10 protein-coding genes are annotated in these 15471 nt (G+C 76.1%); 7 read left to right on the forward strand and 3 right to left on the reverse strand.

Going from position 1 to position 15471, the window contains the following annotated elements; translation table 11 throughout:
• Positions 1–30: 30 nt before the first annotated feature.
• The 7 genes from infB to ACGFSC_RS40980 all read left to right on the forward strand — a co-directional run bounded on the left by infB (position 31) and on the right by ACGFSC_RS40980 (position 11130).
• On the forward strand, positions 31–3156 hold the full coding sequence (gene infB / locus ACGFSC_RS40950; protein ID WP_359909148.1) for a translation initiation factor IF-2: 3126 nt from the start codon (positions 31–33) through the stop codon (positions 3154–3156).
• A gap of 152 nt (positions 3157–3308) precedes the next feature.
• Entirely contained in the window at positions 3309–3605 is a 297-nt protein-coding gene (locus ACGFSC_RS40955) for a DUF503 domain-containing protein (protein ID WP_030311386.1), read from the forward strand.
• 153 nt (positions 3606–3758) lie between these two features.
• A complete protein-coding gene (gene rbfA / locus ACGFSC_RS40960; protein ID WP_359909144.1) occupies positions 3759–4199 on the forward strand; it encodes a 30S ribosome-binding factor RbfA in 441 nt (146 codons plus the stop codon).
• A gap of 2 nt (positions 4200–4201) precedes the next feature.
• The gene (locus tag ACGFSC_RS40965; protein WP_359909142.1) at positions 4202–5305 is read left to right on the forward strand and encodes a DHH family phosphoesterase; all 1104 of its coding nucleotides are present in this window, start codon (positions 4202–4204) and stop codon (positions 5303–5305) included.
• A 35-nt stretch (positions 5306–5340) separates the two neighbouring features.
• Positions 5341–6270 carry a tRNA pseudouridine(55) synthase TruB gene (truB, locus tag ACGFSC_RS40970; protein WP_359909139.1) on the forward strand — a complete coding sequence of 310 codons (930 nt, stop codon included), beginning with the start codon at positions 5341–5343 and terminating at the stop codon, positions 6268–6270.
• Between the two features lie 208 nt (positions 6271–6478).
• Complete coding sequence (locus tag ACGFSC_RS40975) at positions 6479–10120, forward strand: serine protease (RefSeq protein WP_392865174.1); 3642 nt, start codon at positions 6479–6481, stop codon at positions 10118–10120.
• Between the two features lie 65 nt (positions 10121–10185).
• Positions 10186–11130 carry a bifunctional riboflavin kinase/FAD synthetase gene (locus ACGFSC_RS40980; RefSeq protein ID WP_359911642.1) on the forward strand — a complete coding sequence of 315 codons (945 nt, stop codon included), beginning with the start codon at positions 10186–10188 and terminating at the stop codon, positions 11128–11130.
• A gap of 58 nt (positions 11131–11188) precedes the next feature.
• On the opposite strand, the gene ACGFSC_RS40985 is transcribed toward ACGFSC_RS40980, so the two are convergent.
• The 3 genes from ACGFSC_RS40985 to eccE all read right to left on the reverse strand — a co-directional run bounded on the left by ACGFSC_RS40985 (position 11189) and on the right by eccE (position 15464).
• A complete protein-coding gene (locus tag ACGFSC_RS40985; RefSeq protein WP_359911639.1) occupies positions 11189–13345 on the reverse strand; it encodes a MinD/ParA family protein in 2157 nt (718 codons plus the stop codon).
• Between the two features lie 131 nt (positions 13346–13476).
• Positions 13477–14244 carry a hypothetical protein gene (locus ACGFSC_RS40990; protein WP_359911636.1) on the reverse strand — a complete coding sequence of 256 codons (768 nt, stop codon included), beginning with the start codon at positions 14242–14244 and terminating at the stop codon, positions 13477–13479.
• Positions 14244–15464, reverse strand: a complete 1221-nt coding sequence (gene eccE, locus ACGFSC_RS40995) for a type VII secretion protein EccE (protein ID WP_359911633.1) — start codon at positions 15462–15464, stop codon at positions 14244–14246. The genes ACGFSC_RS40990 and eccE overlap by 1 nt, the downstream gene beginning before the upstream one ends.
• Between the last annotated feature and the right edge of the window lie 7 nt (positions 15465–15471).

Genomic DNA, 15471 nt, shown 5'->3' on the forward strand with positions numbered 1-15471 from the left:
GAGACCCCCGGACTCATAGACAGGAGTGAAGTGGCTAAGGTCCGGGTTTATGAACTCGCCAAGGAGCTTGGCTTGGAGAGCAAGGCCGTCATGGCCAAGCTCACCGAGCTCGGTGAGTTCGTCCGTTCGGCGTCCTCGACGATCGAGGCGCCGGTCGTGCGCAAGCTGACTGACGCGCTTGGTGTTGCCCCCACTGGTGGTTCCGCCGCCAAGCCGGGCCCGCGGAAGTCCGCGGCGCCCTCCCCCGCCGCCGGCTCGGGTTCCCCGAAGCCGGGGGCCCCGACCCCGGGTCCGCGCCCCAGCGCGACCCCTGGTCCCCGTCCGACCCCGGCTGCCGCCGCGCCTTCCGCGCCGGCCGCCCCCGCCGCCCCGAAGCCGGCCACGCCGGCTCCGGGTGCGCCGACCCCGGGCCCGCGCCCGGCCGCACGTCCCGCCGCTCCGGCGGCCCCGGCCGCGCCCGCGGCCGAGTTCTCCTCGCCGGCTCCGGCCGGTGACGCCCCGCGTCCGGCCGCCCAGGCCCCGCGCCCCAGCGGCCAGGCCGCCGGCGGTGCCCGTCCGGGCCCGCGTCCGGCCGGTCCGCGTCCGGGCAACAACCCGTTCACCTCGGGCAGCGCGACCGGCATGGGCCGCCCCGGCGACCGCCGTCAGGGCGGTCAGGGCGGTGCTCCGCGTCCGGGCGGTGCCCAGGGCGGCGACCGTCCGCGTCCCGGTGGCGACCGTCCGCGTCCCGCCGGTGCTCCGGGTGCCAGTGCCCCCCGTCCGGGTGGTGCTCCGGGTGCCGGTGCGCCCCGTCCGGGTGGTGCCCCGCGTCCCGGTGGCGACCGTCCGCGTCCCGCCGGTGCTCCGGGTGCCGGTGCCCCCCGTCCGGGTGGCGCCCCGCGTCCCGACGGCATGCCGCGTCCGGCCGCGCCGCGTCCCGGTGGTCCGACCCCGTCCGGCATGCCTCGCCCGAACCCGGGCATGATGCCGCAGCGTCCGGCCGGCCCGCGTCCGGGTCCGGGTGGCCGTGGTCCGGGTGGCCCCGGCGGCCGTCCGGGTGGTCCGGGTGCCGGCGGTGCCCGTCCCGGCTTCCAGGGCCGTCCGGCCGGTCCGGGCTCGCGTCCGGCCGGTGGCGGTGGCTTCGGCGGTCCGCGTCCCGGTGGCGGCGCTCCCGGCGGTGGCGGTGGCTTCGGCCCGCGTCCCGGCGGCTTCGGCGGTCGTCCCGGTGGCCCGGGTGCCCGTGGTGGCACGCAGGGTGCCTTCGGTCGTGGCCCGGGCGGTCGCCCGGCTCGCGGTCGCAAGTCGAAGCGGGCGAAGCGCCAGGAGTACGAGGCCATGCAGGCCCCGTCCGTCGGCGGTGTGATGCTGCCTCGCGGCAACGGCCAGACCGTTCGCCTGTCGAGCGGCGCCTCGCTGATGGACTTCGCGGAGAAGATCAACGCCAACCCGGCCGCGCTCGTCTCCGTCATGTTCAACCTCGGTGAGATGGTCACCGCGACCCAGTCGGTCTCCGACGCCACGCTGCAGCTGCTGGCGGACGAGATGGGCTTCGTCCTGGAGATCGTCAGCCGGGACGACGAGGACCGCGAGCTGCTGGAGTCGTTCGACATCGACTTCGGCGCCAACGAGGGCGACGAGGACCAGCTGGCCCCGCGCCCGCCGGTCGTCACCGTCATGGGTCACGTCGACCACGGTAAGACCCGCCTGCTGGACGCGATCCGCAAGTCCAACGTGGTGGCCGGTGAGGCGGGTGGCATCACCCAGCACATCGGTGCCTACCAGGTGGCGACGGTCGTGAACGGCGAAGAGCGCCCGATCACCTTCCTCGACACCCCGGGTCACGAGGCGTTCTCCGCCATGCGTGCCCGTGGTGCCAAGTCCACCGACATCGCGATCCTGGTGGTCGCGGCCAACGACGGTGTCATGCCGCAGACGGTCGAGGCGCTGAACCACGCCAAGGCCGCGGGTGTGCCGATCGTGGTCGCCGTCAACAAGATCGACGTCGAGGGCGCCGACCCGACCAAGGTCCGCGGTCAGCTGACCGAGTTCGGTCTGGTGGCCGAGGAGTACGGCGGCGACACCATGTTCGTCGACATCTCCGCGCGCCAGGGCCTGAACATCGACCAGCTGCTGGAGGCCGTGGTCCTGACCGCGGACGCCTCGCTGGACCTGCGGGCCAACCCCGAGCAGGACGCGCAGGGTATCGCCATCGAGGCGCACCTGGACAAGGGCCGCGGCGCCATGGCGACCGTGCTCGTGCAGCGCGGTACCCTCCGCGTCGGCGACTCGATCGTCGTGGGCGACGCCTACGGCCGCGTCCGCGCGATGCTGGACGAGAACGGCAACAGCCTCGCCGAGGCCGGCCCGTCCCGCCCGGTGCTGCTGCTCGGTCTGACCTCGGTGCCCCGCGCCGGCGACAGCTTCATCGTCGTCGACGAGGACCGCACCGCCCGTCAGATCGCCGAGAAGCGTTCGGCCCGCGACCGCAACGCCGCCTTCGCGCAGCGTCGGGTCCGGGTGTCCCTGGAGGACCTGGACAAGGCCATCGCCGCCGGCTCCATCGAGCAGCTCAACCTCATCATCAAGGGTGACGTCTCCGGTTCGGTCGAGGCCCTCGAGGACGCCCTGGTCAAGCTGGACGTCGGCGAGGAGGTCGAGCTCCGGGTCCTGCACCGCGGTGTGGGTGCCATCACCGAGTCCGACGTGGACCTGGCGATGGGCTCGGACGCCATCATCATCGGCTTCAACGTGCGCGCCGAAGGCCGTGCGCGCGCCGCGGCCGACAAGGAAGGCGTGGACGTCCGGTACTACTCGGTCATCTACCAGGCGATCGAGGAGATCGAGAACGCCCTCAAGGGCATGCTCAAGCCGGAGTACGAGGAGGTGCGCCTCGGCGCCGCGGAGATCCGCGAGGTCTTCCGCTCCTCCAAGTTCGGCAACATCGCCGGTGTCCTGGTCCGCGACGGCATCATCCGCCGCAACGCCAAGGCCCGCCTGCTGCGCGACGGCAAGGTCGTGGCGGAGAGCCTCACCATCGAGGGTCTGCGCCGCTTCAAGGACGACGCGACCGAGGTCCGCGAGGGCTTCGAGGCCGGTGTCACCCTGGGGTCGTTCAACGACATCAAGGTCGAGGACATCATCGAGACCTACGAGATGCGCGAGAAGCCGCGCGCCTAGTCGGTGTCAGCCGGGGCCGGTCGACGGGTGGTATTTCCGTCGACCGGCCCCGGTCTCGCTGTGTAGGGTCCGGGAAGTAGTCGGACACAGCGGAGCCGGCCCGGTTCCGGGCTGCTCCCCGAGGCCTTCCAGGTCGGCGAGACCTGTCATACATGTTCGTGGGAACACTCACCTTCGACCTGCTGCTGGGCGACGTCCACTCGCTCAAGGAGAAGCGTTCGATCGTGCGGCCCATCGTGGCCGAACTGCAGCGCAAGTACAGCGTGTGCGCTGCCGAGACCGGGAACCAGGACCTGCACCGCCGGGCCGAGATCGGTCTGGCGGTGGTGGCCGGCGAAGCCGGGTACGTCACCGAGGTCCTGGACAGCTGTGAGCGGTTGGTCGCCGGCCGCCCCGAGGTGCAACTCCTCTCCGCGAGGAGGCGCTACCACAACGACGACGATGAATGAGGCCCGTGGAGCCGGTCGGCGGAAGTCGCCGTTCTCACACGGATCAGGACCGAGAGCGCCCGCAAGGCCGGGCGCGGGCCGGTACTTTGGGGCGTGGGCCCCGACGGGTGCGCAGCTCACCCGGGTACCGGGCCCACTGCACGAGGAGGCAACGTGACCGACACCGCAAGGGCGCGCAAGCTCGCCGACCGCATTCAGGTGGTCGTCGCCCAGACCCTGGAACGGCGGATCAAGGACCCCCGTCTGGGGTTCGTGACCATCACCGACACCCGGGTGACCGGAGACCTGCGCGAGGCCACCGTCTTCTACACCGTCTTCGGTGACGAGACCGAGCGCGAGGCCACCGCGGCCGCGCTGGAGAGCGCCAAGGGCGTGATCCGTTCCGAGGTCGGCAAGATCGGCGTGCGCTTCACGCCGACGCTGACCTTCGTCGCGGACGCGCTGCCGGACAACGCCCGGAACATCGACGACCTGCTCGACCGGGCCCGCACCTCGGACGCCGCCGTGCGCACCCAGGCCGCGGGGGCGGACTACGCCGGCGGCGCGGACCCGTACCGGGTTCCGGCGTCCGAGCGTGACGACGAGGACGAGTAGTCATGGCGGGTGAGCCGGCGCGGGCCGCCCCGCGAGCCGGATCGACCACGGGGGCGTCCTCCACCAGCACGGTGGAGGGTGCCCTCGCGGCGCTCCCGGGCCCGCGCACCGAGGAGAGCGGGTTCGAGCTGATCTGGCAGCAGGTGGTGGCGGAGATCGGGCGGGCCCGTTCGATCGACCTGATCTGCCACATCTGCCCGGACGGCGACGCGCTGGGCTCCTCGCTGGCGGCCGCGCTGGCGCTGCGCGCGCTCGGCAAGCAGGTGCGGGTCTCCTTCGGCGACGACCCGCAGATCGTGCCCGAGTCGCTGGTCTTCCTGCCCGGCCAGGAGCTGATCGTGCCGGCGTCCGCGGTGCCGGACGTGCCCGAGCTGGTGCTCTGCTTCGACGTGGCCGCGGAGAGCCGGCTCGGCCTGCTGCACGACAAGGCCTTCGCCGCGCCCGTCCTGGTGGTGTTCGACCACCACGCCTCCAACCCGGGCTTCGGCACCCACCAGCTGATCGACCCGACCGCTCCGGCCACCGCCGTGCTGGTCGACGAGTTGCTGCGCCGGCTCGGCGTCGAGCTGGACGAGGAGCTGGCCACCTGCCTCTACACGGGTGTGGCCACCGACACCGGCTCGTTCAAGTACCGGGCCACCACGCCCGCCACCCACGAGCTGGCCGCCCGGTTGCTGGCCACCGGGATCCGGCACGACCTGATCTCCCGGCAGCTGTGGGACACCTCGTCCTTCGGTTACCTCAAGGTGCTCGCGGGCGCGCTCGACCGGGCCGTCTACGAGCCGGAGGCGGCCGACGGGCTGGGGCTGGTGTGGACCTGGGTGCCGTACCAGGACCTCGCGCTGTTCAGCGTCACGGTCGAGGAGATCGAGGGACTGATCGACATCCTGCGCCGCCCGGCCGAGGCCGAGGTGGCGCTGGTGCTCAAGCAGGACCCGGACGGCACGCTGCGCGGCTCCTCGCGCTCCCGGGGCGTGGTGGACGTCGCCGCGGCCTGCGCCGAACTGGGCGGCGGCGGGCACGTCCACGCGGCCGGATTCAGCGTCCGGGAGGACGTGGCCGCGGTGGTCGAGCGGTTCCGGGGCGCGCTGCGACCGGTACGTTGATCATCTCTGCTGATGTTGTTGAGAGAAAGAACCCGATGAAGCGCAAAGGCACCGGCCCGGACGGCCTGGTGATCGTCGACAAGCCCGAGGGCATCACCTCGCACGGGGTCGTCGCCAAGCTGCGGTGGCTGGCCGGGACCCGGAAGGTCGGACACGCCGGCACCCTGGACCCGATGGCCACCGGCGTGCTGGTGATCGGCATCGAGCGGGCCACCCGGCTGCTCGGCCACCTGATGCTCACCGCCAAGACCTACGAGGCGACCGTCCGGCTCGGCCAGACCACCGTCACCGACGACCGCGAGGGCGAGGTCACCTCCTCGGCCCCGGCCGACGCCGTCACCCGGGAGGCGATCGACGCCGGGATCGCGGCACTCACCGGCGAGATCATGCAGGTGCCGTCCAAGGTCAGCGCGATCAAGATCGATGGCAAGCGCTCGTACGCCCGGGTGCGCGAGGGCGAGGACTTCGAGCTCGCGGCCCGGCCGACCACGATCCACTCCTTCACCGTGCACGAGCAGCGCGCGGCGGTCGCCGAGGACGGCACGCCGGTGATCGACCTGGACGTCACCGTCGAGTGCTCCTCCGGCACCTACATCCGGGCGCTGGCCCGGGACCTGGGCGCCGGGCTCGGCGTCGGCGGCCACCTGACCGCGCTGCGGCGCACCAAGGTGGGGCCGTACGGGGTGGAGTCGGCGCGCACCCTGGAGCAGCTGGAGGCCGAGGTCACCGGCGAGGACGCCAAGGGGCTGGAGGTGCTGCCGATCGCGGAGGCCGCGGCGGCCGCCTTCCCGCGCTGGGACCTGGACGAGGCCTCGGCGCAGAAGCTGTCGCACGGCGCCCGGCTGAAGGCGCCCGGGATGGGCGTGGACGGGCCGATCGCGGTGTACGGGCCGGACGGGCGCTTCCTCGCGCTGGTCGAGGAGAAGGGCGGGCAGGCGAAGCCGGTCGCGGTCTTCGTCGGCTGACGGCCCCACCGCTGTTCGGCCCCACCGCTGTTCGGAGCCCCCGTCGGGAGTCATCCCGACGGGGGCTCCGCCGTTCCCGCGGCACCTTCACCCGCACGAGGGAGCGCGCGGAGCGAACGCCCGTGGTGAGCGGCGCGGGCGCGGTCGGGGCGCCGCTCCGGCGGGCAGGCTCCCGACGGCGAGCGAGCGACGGCCGAAGGGGTACGGGATGCCGGGGTTTCTGGAGGGCGATCCGGGGCGGTACCTGCTGCGGATCCGCGACCTCGACGGGCGGCTGCACGGCTTGGGGTTCGTCGCCGACCCGCAGGGGAGCGTGCTGACGGCGCACGAGAGCGTGGCCGGCCTGGACCGGATCGTGCTGCACACCCCCGGCGGGCAGACCAGGGTGCTCGGCCCGGACGCCGTGCTGCCACTGCCCGGGTACGGCCTCGCCCTGCTGCGCACCGAGGCGGTCGGTGGGCTGCCGGTGCCGCCGCTGCCGCTGGCCCCCGCCGCGGCCGCGCGGGAGGTGCTGCTGCCCGCGCTGTCGGGGGAGGACGGCCGGGTGGTCGCGCTGCGCTGCGGGCTGCTCGGGGTCACCGCGGCGGCGTACCACGGGCACCGGCTGGGCGGGGTGCTGCTGCTGGACGTGCCGCTGGTCGGCGGGGTCGCGGTACCGGCCGGATCACCGGTGCTGGACGCCCGCAGCGGGGCGGTGGTCGCCCTGGCCGCGCCCGCCCTGGGCGGGCCCCGGCACGGCGGGGCGCTGCCGGCCGTGGCGGTGAGGGCGGACCCGTCGGACGGGACGGGCGGCGCCGAGGCGCTGGCCGGAGTGCTGGCGGGCAACGCGGCCGCGGTGCCCGGCTACGGCCCGGCGCTCAACCTGGCCGGGGTGCTGCGGCTGACCGCCGCCCAGGTGACGGCGGCCGGTGCCGGGCCGGGCCGGGTGGCCCACCTGGCCGCCGACCGGGTGGACCGGCCGGACGGCCTGGCCGGGGACGCTCCGGCCGCGACCGTCACCGTGCTGGTCGGCGCCCCCGGCAGCGGGCGCACCACCGAACTGGCCGCCCTGGCCGCCCGCCGCCACGGCGGCACCCACCCGCTGCCCACCCTCTGGCTGCGCGGCGCCGACCTGCACGCCGACGACCGGTCGCTCGCCGAGCCGGTGGAGCGGGCGCTGGCCGCCGCGGCGGCCGGACTCGGCACCCCGGCGCCCGCGCCCGAGCCGGTGGCCGCGCTGTGCGCGGCGGCCGGCCGGCCGCTGCTGGTGGTCCTGGACGGCCCCGAGGAGGCCCCGCTGCCGGTGGACGCGCGCTGGCTGCGCGGCGCCGGCCAGTGGCTGACCGGCTGCGGGGCCCGGCTGGTGACGGCCTGCGGGGAGGAGCTGTGGGAACTGCTCGCGGCCGAGACCTGGGGCAGCGGCACCCCGGGCCCCCGCCGGACGGAGGAGCCGCACCCGCACGGGGACCTGGGCAGCGCCCCCACCGTGCGGATGGACGGCCGCGGCCACGGCGGGCCGAGCCTGGCCGGACAGCGGCTCGGCCCGCTGCCCCCCGAGGCGGCCGAGCGGGTGCGCCGCCGGTACGGGCTGCCCCCCGGGCACCCGGCCGCCGCCGAGGACGCCCGGCACCCGCTGGCCGTCCGGCTGGCCGGGGAGCTGTGGGCCCAGGGGCTGCACGACGGGCCGGTGCGCCGGGGCGACCTGTTCGGCGCCTTCCTGGACCTGCGCTGCCTGCGGGTGGCCCAGCGGCTGGCCGAGGACGCCCGGCCGCGCCGCCCGGGCGCCCACCGCCGGGGCGCGGTGCGGCCCGGCACACCGCGGCACCGGCGGGTGCGCCGGCTCGCGGCGGCGGTGGCCGGGCGGGTGCACGAGGCGGCCCGGCGGATGCTCGGCGGCCGGTCGGACGGCGGGCTGGACCACGCCGTCTTCGAGGAGCTGTTCCCGGTCGAGGGCGGCTGGGCCGCGGCGGTGCTCGCCGAGGGCCTGTTCGTCCCGGCCGGGCCCGGATTCCGCTTCGCGCACGGGGAGTTCGCGGACTGGCTGCAGGGCCGGCACCTGGACCTGGACGCGGCGCTGCGGCTGCTGCTCGGCGAGGCCGAGGACACCCCGCCCTGGCCGGCCGACGAGCCGGAGGAGCCCGGCGGCCACCGCGCGGGGGAGCCGGCCGCCGGGGCGAGCGCCGTCCCCCGGCACCGGATCGGCCCGGTCGTCGCCGCGCTGCGCCGGGTGGCCGAGACCTGGGGCGCCGGCGCCCTCGACCCGTGGCTGCACCGGATCTGGCGCGCCCTGGACCTCCGCCCGCCGGGCAGTGAACCCGCCTGGTGGGCGGCCGGGTTGCTCGCCGCGGGTCTGACCGTCGGCCCGGACCCGGCCGAACACCGGGCACTGCTCGACCAGTTGGCGTCCCGGATCGCCGAACGGGCGGGCCCGGCGGGCACGGCGGCGCTCCGGGCGGCCGGGCTCGGCCGCTTCGGCCCGGCCTTCTGGACCGGCCTCGGCCTGCCCGTCGAGGCCGAACTCGACCTGCTGCGCCGCCTGATGCCCGCCGACGGCCCCGGGCAGCGCTACCTCGCCGCGGTGGCCGAGCGGCTGCGCGCCGACCCGGTCGCGGTGTTCCCGCTGCTCTGTGACTGGTTCGAGGACGCGCGCGGCCTGCCGGGGCGCCCCGGCCGCACCGTCGCCGACGTCGCCCACGACCTGCTGCGCGCCCACCGCCGGCTCGCCCTGGACGAACTGGCCGACGCGCTGGCCGCGGCCGCGCACCCGAGGGCGGACGCGCTGCTGACCGTGCTCGCCGCCGAGGAGCCGTCCGCGCTCTGCCGCGCGGTGGACCGCTGGAGCCACGACCGGCGGCCCGAACGGCACGTCGCGGCCGCCGTGCACGCGCTGCGGACCGCCCCGTACGCCTCCGGTGCCGGGGCGGAGCTGCTGCGGTACACCGCGCTGACCCTGCTCGCCCGGGAGGACGAGCCCGGCCTGCACGGGGCCGCGCTGGCCCTGCTGGTCGGTGACCCGGCGACCCGCTCCGCGTACCTGCCGGCCGCCCTCGCCCGGCTCCGGGCCGGCGGCGACGCCTTCCTCACCCCGCGGGCGCTCGCCCCGGCCCTGGAGAGCGACCCGGAGCCCGTCCTGGCCGCGTTCGCCGCCCGGTCGGCCGGCCCCGGCGCGGCCCTCGCCGAGACGCTGCGGGTGCTCGCCGACGCCACTGCCCCGGCGGCCGTGCGGCGGGGTGCCGAGCTGGCCGCCGGGCTGCTGCGGGCGGACCCGGCGCCGGCCGGGCCGGTCGCCGTCGACTACCTCGGCCGCCGGCTGGGGCGCGCCGGCGCCGTCGGCCCGGCCGACCGGCTGGAGCTGCGGGTGCTGCTCGGCGTCGCGCTGGCCGCCCGCGGGGCGGAGGTCCGGCGGCCGTTCGCCGAGGTGCTGTCCGTCCCGGTGGCCGACCCGGCGGCGGACGCGCTGCGCTGCGAGCTGCTGGACACCCTGCTCGCCACCGAGGCCGACCCGGTGGTGCTGACCACCGCCGTGGAAGGGCTCGCCGAGCACTGCGCGGCCGAGAATCCCGCCCGGGCCCGGGCGGTGCTGGCCCGGGCCACCCCGGGGCTGCCGGGCGCGGACGAGCTGCTGGTGCGCTGCGCCGGACGGTCGGCGGCCTTCGCCCGGCTGCTCGCCCGCTGGCCGTCCGGCGCCGCGCCGACCGCCCCGGACGGCCCCCGACTGGCCCGGATGCGGGCCCTGACGGCGGCCGGACGGGACCCTCAGTACGCCGCCGCCGAGGCCGAGCGGGCCGTGTCCGGGCGGGCGGCGGGGCCCTCGGCGGGCTCAACCCGTATTCCGGTGCCTGAGCCGGGGCAGGCGCATGGCACGCTATAGGGGTTCGGGTTTTGAGCGTTTGAGCGTACAGAGGGTACGCGCCGTACGGAACAAGGAGCGGTCAGGTGCAGCGCTGGCGTGGCCTGGAGGAGATCCCCGGGGACTGGGGACGCAGCGTCGTCACCATCGGCTCGTTCGACGGGGTGCACCGCGGGCATCAGCTGATCATCGGGCGGGCGGTCGAGCGGGCCCGCGAACTCGGTCTCCCGGCGGTCGTGGTGACCTTCGACCCGCACCCGCGCGAGGTCATCCGGCCGGGCAGCCACCCGCCGCTGCTCGCGCCGCACCCGCGCCGCGCCGAGCTGATCGCGGAGCTGGGCGTGGACGCGGTGCTGGTGCTGCCGTTCACCACGGAGTTCTCCCAGGAGTCCCCGGAGACCTTCGTCCGGCAGGTGCTGGTGGACGCGCTGCGCGCGCGGGTCGTCATCGAGGGCCCCAATTTCCGCTTCGGCCACCGGGCCGCCGGGAACGTCGAGCTGCTCGGCGAGCTGGGCCGGGCGGACGACTTCGAGGTCGAGGTGGTCGACCTCCAGGTGTGCGGTACGGCCGGGGCCGGCGAGCCGTTCTCCTCCAGCCTGACCCGCCGGCTGGTCGAGACCGGGGACATGGCCGGCGCGGGCGAGGTGCTGGGCCGCCCGCACCGGGTCGAGGGCGTGGTGGTGCGCGGCGCGCAGCGCGGCCGCGAGCTGGGCTACCCGACGGCCAACGTCGAGACCGTGCCGCACAGCGCGATCCCGGCCGACGGCGTGTACGCGGGCTGGCTGACGGCGGACGGCGAGCGGATGCCGGCGGCGATCTCGGTCGGCACCAACCCGACCTTCGACGGCACCGCCCGTACCGTGGAGGCCTACGCCATCGACCGGGTCGGCCTGGACCTGTACGGGATGCACGTGGCCGTGGACTTCCTGGCCTACCTGCGGGGGATGGAGAAGTTCGACTCCATCGACGCGCTGCTGGACCGGATGGCCGACGACGTCAAGCGGGCCCGTGAGCTGACCGACGGCGTCTGAGCGCCGCAACGCCGGAAGGGGCCCACCGACACCAGGTCGGTGGGCCCCTTCCGCCGTTTCACTGCTGGGGCGCCTGCGGCGGGTAGCCGTAGCCCGGTCCCGGCTGCTGCCCCCAGGGCGCCCCGGGAGCGGGCTGCTGCGGGTAGCCGTACCCGGGCGGGGGCGGCGGGGCCTGGCCGGGCTGCGGGGCCCACGGCGCCCCCGGGGCGGGCTGGCCGGCCTGCTGCGGGTACGGCTGGGGCTGCTGCTGCGGGTCGGCGTACGGCTGCGGGCCGCTCGACTGCTGGTAGGCCGGCTGGGCCTGCGCCTGGGCCTGCTGCTGCCAGCCGGCCTGCTGGGCGGCGGCCTGCTGGGCCCGGACGATGTCCTCGCCGACCAGGGTGGCCAGATCGAAGTAGGCCTCGCGGACCTTGGGCCGCATCATGTCGAGGTTGACCTCGGCACCGGCCGCCAGGCTCTCGTCGAACGGCACCACGACCACGCCGCGGCAGCGGGTCTGGAAGTGCGCGACGATGTCCTCGACCTTGATCATCTTGCTGGTCTCGCGCACCCCGGAGACCACCGTGATGCTGCGCTGCACCAGGTCCGCGTAACCGTGCGCGGAGAGCCAGTCCAGGGTGGTCGAGGCGCTGGAGGCGCCGTCCACGCTGGGGGTGGAGACGATGATCAGCTGGTCCGCCAGGTCCAGCACGCCGCGCATCGCGCTGTACAGCAGGCCGGTGCCGGAGTCGGTCAGGATGATCGGGTACTGGCGGCCCAGCACGTCGATCACCTGGCGGTAGTCCGAGTCGTTGAAGGTGGTCGAGACCGCCGGGTCGACGTCGTTCGCCAGGATCTCCAGGCCCGAGTTCAGGTCCTGCGAGGTGAACTGACGGATGTCCATGTAGCTGCGCAGGTGCGGGATGGCCGTCACCAGGTCGCGGATGGTCGCGCCGGTCTGGCGCTTGACCCGGCGGCCCAGGGTGCCCGCGTCCGGGTTGGCGTCGATCGCGATCACCTTGTCCTGGCGCTCGCTGGCCAGGGTCGCGCCGAGCGCGGTGGTGGTCGTGGTCTTGCCGACACCGCCCTTGAGGCTGATCACGGCGATCCGGTAGCAGCTCATCACCGGGGTGCGGATGATCTCCAGCCGGCGGGCCTTCTCGGCCGCCGCGGCCTTGCCGCCGAACTGGAAGCGCGGCTGCTGGCGCTGCTGCTTGGGCTGGCTGCGCAGCAGCCGGTCCGAGGACAGCTCGACGGCGGCGGTGTAGCCGAGCGGCGCGCCGTGCGCCGTCTGCTGCGGGGCGGCGGCCTGCTGGAACGCGCTGGGCTGCGGGGCCTGCGGCGGCTGCTGCTGCCACGCCTGGCCGGGCAGGGGCTGGCCGGGCTGGCCCTGCGGACCGGGCTGCGGCTGGGCCGGCTGCTGGTACGCGGCGGGCTGCGGCCAGCCGCCCTGGCGCGGGTCCACCGGGCCGGGCTGCGGCACCGGACCGGGCTGCGGCGGGACGGCGGCCTGCTGCGCCTGCTGCGCTTGCTGCGCCTGCTGGGCCGCCCACGCGGCCTGCGGGTCCCAGGCCGCCGCCGGGCCCTGGGGGTCCTGGGGGTGCTGTGGCGGGGCCGGCTGGACCGGCGGCTGCGCGAAGTTCTGCGGCTGGCCCGGCTGGACGGGCTGTCCCGGCACCGCGGTCGCGGCGGGCGGCGCCGGGTAGGGCTGCGGGACGGGCTGCTGCGCCGCGGCCTCCGGCAGCGCCCACGCCGGGGCACCGGGCTGCGGCTGCTCGGGGACCGGCGGAGTCGGGGAGGGCGCCGGGAAGGGGACGTGCCGCGCCTCGGCCTGCACCGGCGGGGCGGGCGCCGCGGGCACGGGAGCGGGTGCCGGCGAGGGTGCCGGAGGCTGGACCGCGGCCGGCACGGCCTCGGCCGCCGGGGGCGCGGCCTGGCCGGGCACCGGAGCCTCGGCCTGCTGCTGCGCCGGAGCGGGCAGGGGGGCCTGGGCCTGCTGGGCCTGCGCCGGAGCAGCGGCGGGCGTCGGGGCACCGGGTGCCGCGGCCGCGGAGGCAGCGCCCGGAGTCGTCGGAGCGCCCGCCGCCGGTGCGTTCGGAGCCGGTGCGTTCGCGGCCGCCGCGGGCTCGGTCTGGACGTACCAGGACGGGGGAGTGTAGTCAGGCGCGTCCGACCAGTCGTCGTCGTCCTCCGCCGCGTTGTCGCCGACGTAGACGCCGTCCCGATCGCTGCTCACTCTGGCTCCCTCGTGTTCGCCGCCGCTTTCTCAGCGGTGCCGTTGCCACATCAAAGACTAGGCCGTACGGCAACCCCCGTTGAAGGCGGCTTCGCATCCCCGCCGGCCCGCCCGGTGCGGCGGGCCGGCGCTCAGTCCATCCGGCGCGGCCCGCCGAGCACCTGCTGTTCGGCCTGCCCGGCCACGGCCCGTACGTACTGGCGGCGCATCCTGGTGGCCCACAGGGTCAGGTCGTCGCCGAGGGTGGGCAGGGCGGCCACGTCCTCCGGCGGCAGCGACAGGATCCGGCCGGTCAGTTCCGCCTCCTGCGGCGAGATCCGCTGCACGCCGACCAGGTCGGCCGCGTTCAGCACCCGGGAGGCGTTCGGGCCCAGGTAGGGCAGCAGGGTCAGGGTGGTCTGCCAGGGGGCGGCGGAGAGCCGGCTGCGCGGCGGGCGGGCGCCGAGGTCGCGCACCACCAGCACCGGCGAGGCCACCGAGGCGCCCTGCGGGCCGAGCCGGCCGACCTGGTGGACCGTCACGCACGGCTGGCCGCCGCCGGCCGCCTGGGCCATCGGACCCCACAGCTGTCCGCGGGCGGTCTCCACCGCGACGCGGGCGCCGATCGCGGCCGCCCGCAGCGCGATGACCTGCGCCGTCCACATGCCGCCGACCAGCACCAGGTCGTACGAGGTCGGGCGGAACAGGCCGAGCACCGCGGGCAGTCCCTGCGGGTCGACGCCGATCACCACGCCGTCGTCGCCGACCGGGAAGGCCAGCGACGCGAGGTCGGCCGGCTCCAGCACGTGCTTCTCCCGGCGCGGGCCGCGCAGCCCGAAGCCGGGCAGGATCCGCGGCCGGGTCCGGCGCTGCTCGGCGCCGGGCTGCGGGCCGGCGGTGGGGTAGGTCTGGTACGCCATCAGGAAGCCCCTCCGAGCGGCAGGGTGGCGAGCATGCCGGGGGCCTGCTCCAGGTCGAGCCGGACCAGGCCGAGCCCGGTGCTCTGGGCGCGGCTCTCCACCTGGCGGCCGATCTGGCCGACCTCGCTCTCGTTGCGGCCGGTCACCCGCACGTGCCCGCTGACCGTCACCGAGCCGCCGGTGCCGTGCCCGGCGGTCAGGCTGAAGGTGCTGGCGAGGGCCGGGGAGCCGGTGATCAGGTTGACCAGGTCCGGCGCGGCGACCCGGCCGGGGGCGCCGCCGGGGCGGCTCAGCTGCGGCCAGCGGGAGATCCAGTACGTGGTGTGCCAGCGGTCGTCGATCCGCCAGAACCGGTTGCCCTCCTGGGTGCGGCGGGTGGTGCCGCCGCCGCTGCCGGTGCCCTGACGGCCCGCCACCGCGATCGGGTTGGCGCAGGTGGCGATGGCCAGTGCGGCGATCAGCTCGCGCTCGTCCAGCACGGTCGCGTTGAAGCCGGCGCTGTTGAGCCGGCCGGCCAACTGGTCGGTGACCCGCTGCAGCGCCTTGCGGGCGCCCTCCTCGCCGCCGCCGCGGGCCCGGACGGCGGTCGCCGCGCGTTCCGGGTCGAGCTTGAGCGCGATCCAGGTCAGCCGCAGCCCGGGGGTGGCGGTGCCGTCCGGCAGTTCGCGGTAGGCGCGGGCGGCCAGCGACTGCTCGGGCAGGTGCTGGGCCGGGGCGGGCTGGGTGTGCTGGACGAGCTGCACCGACTCCAGGGTGATGTCGTCCACCGTGAGCGCCGAGCAGATCACGTCCAGCGGCAGCGGCAGGGCGGTGCGCACCGGGCGCAGCGGCTGGTCCTTGGCCTGGACGAGCAGCACCGAGCTGAGGAAGGTCCCGTCGCCGACCATGCCGGTCTCCCGGCGGACCGGGCGGCCGCCGAACTCGGCCTCGGTGGCGTGGGTGCAGGTGCGCAGCCCCGGTTCGAGCTCCAGCGCCGGCGCCAGCGCCGGGTCGGTGCCGGCCGGCGGCAGCAGCGTCCTGGCCTGCTTGCGGCGGGACTTGAGGGCGGCGCGGACCCGCAGCAGTTCCGGGACGGTGCGGCCGCGCACCGGGACGAGCGCGAGCACGAGCAGCACCAGCGCGACCGCGCCGAAGCCGGCCGCGACCGGTCGGCTGATCGTCCAGCCGACCGCGACCAGGGCCGCCGCGACCTCGACCAGGACGAGCTGCTGGAGCTTCAACCGCCCT

Origin of the sequence: Kitasatospora sp. NPDC048715, from assembly GCF_043198905.1 — a bacterium.
GTDB lineage: Bacteria > Actinomycetota > Actinomycetes > Streptomycetales > Streptomycetaceae > Kitasatospora > Kitasatospora lactacystinica.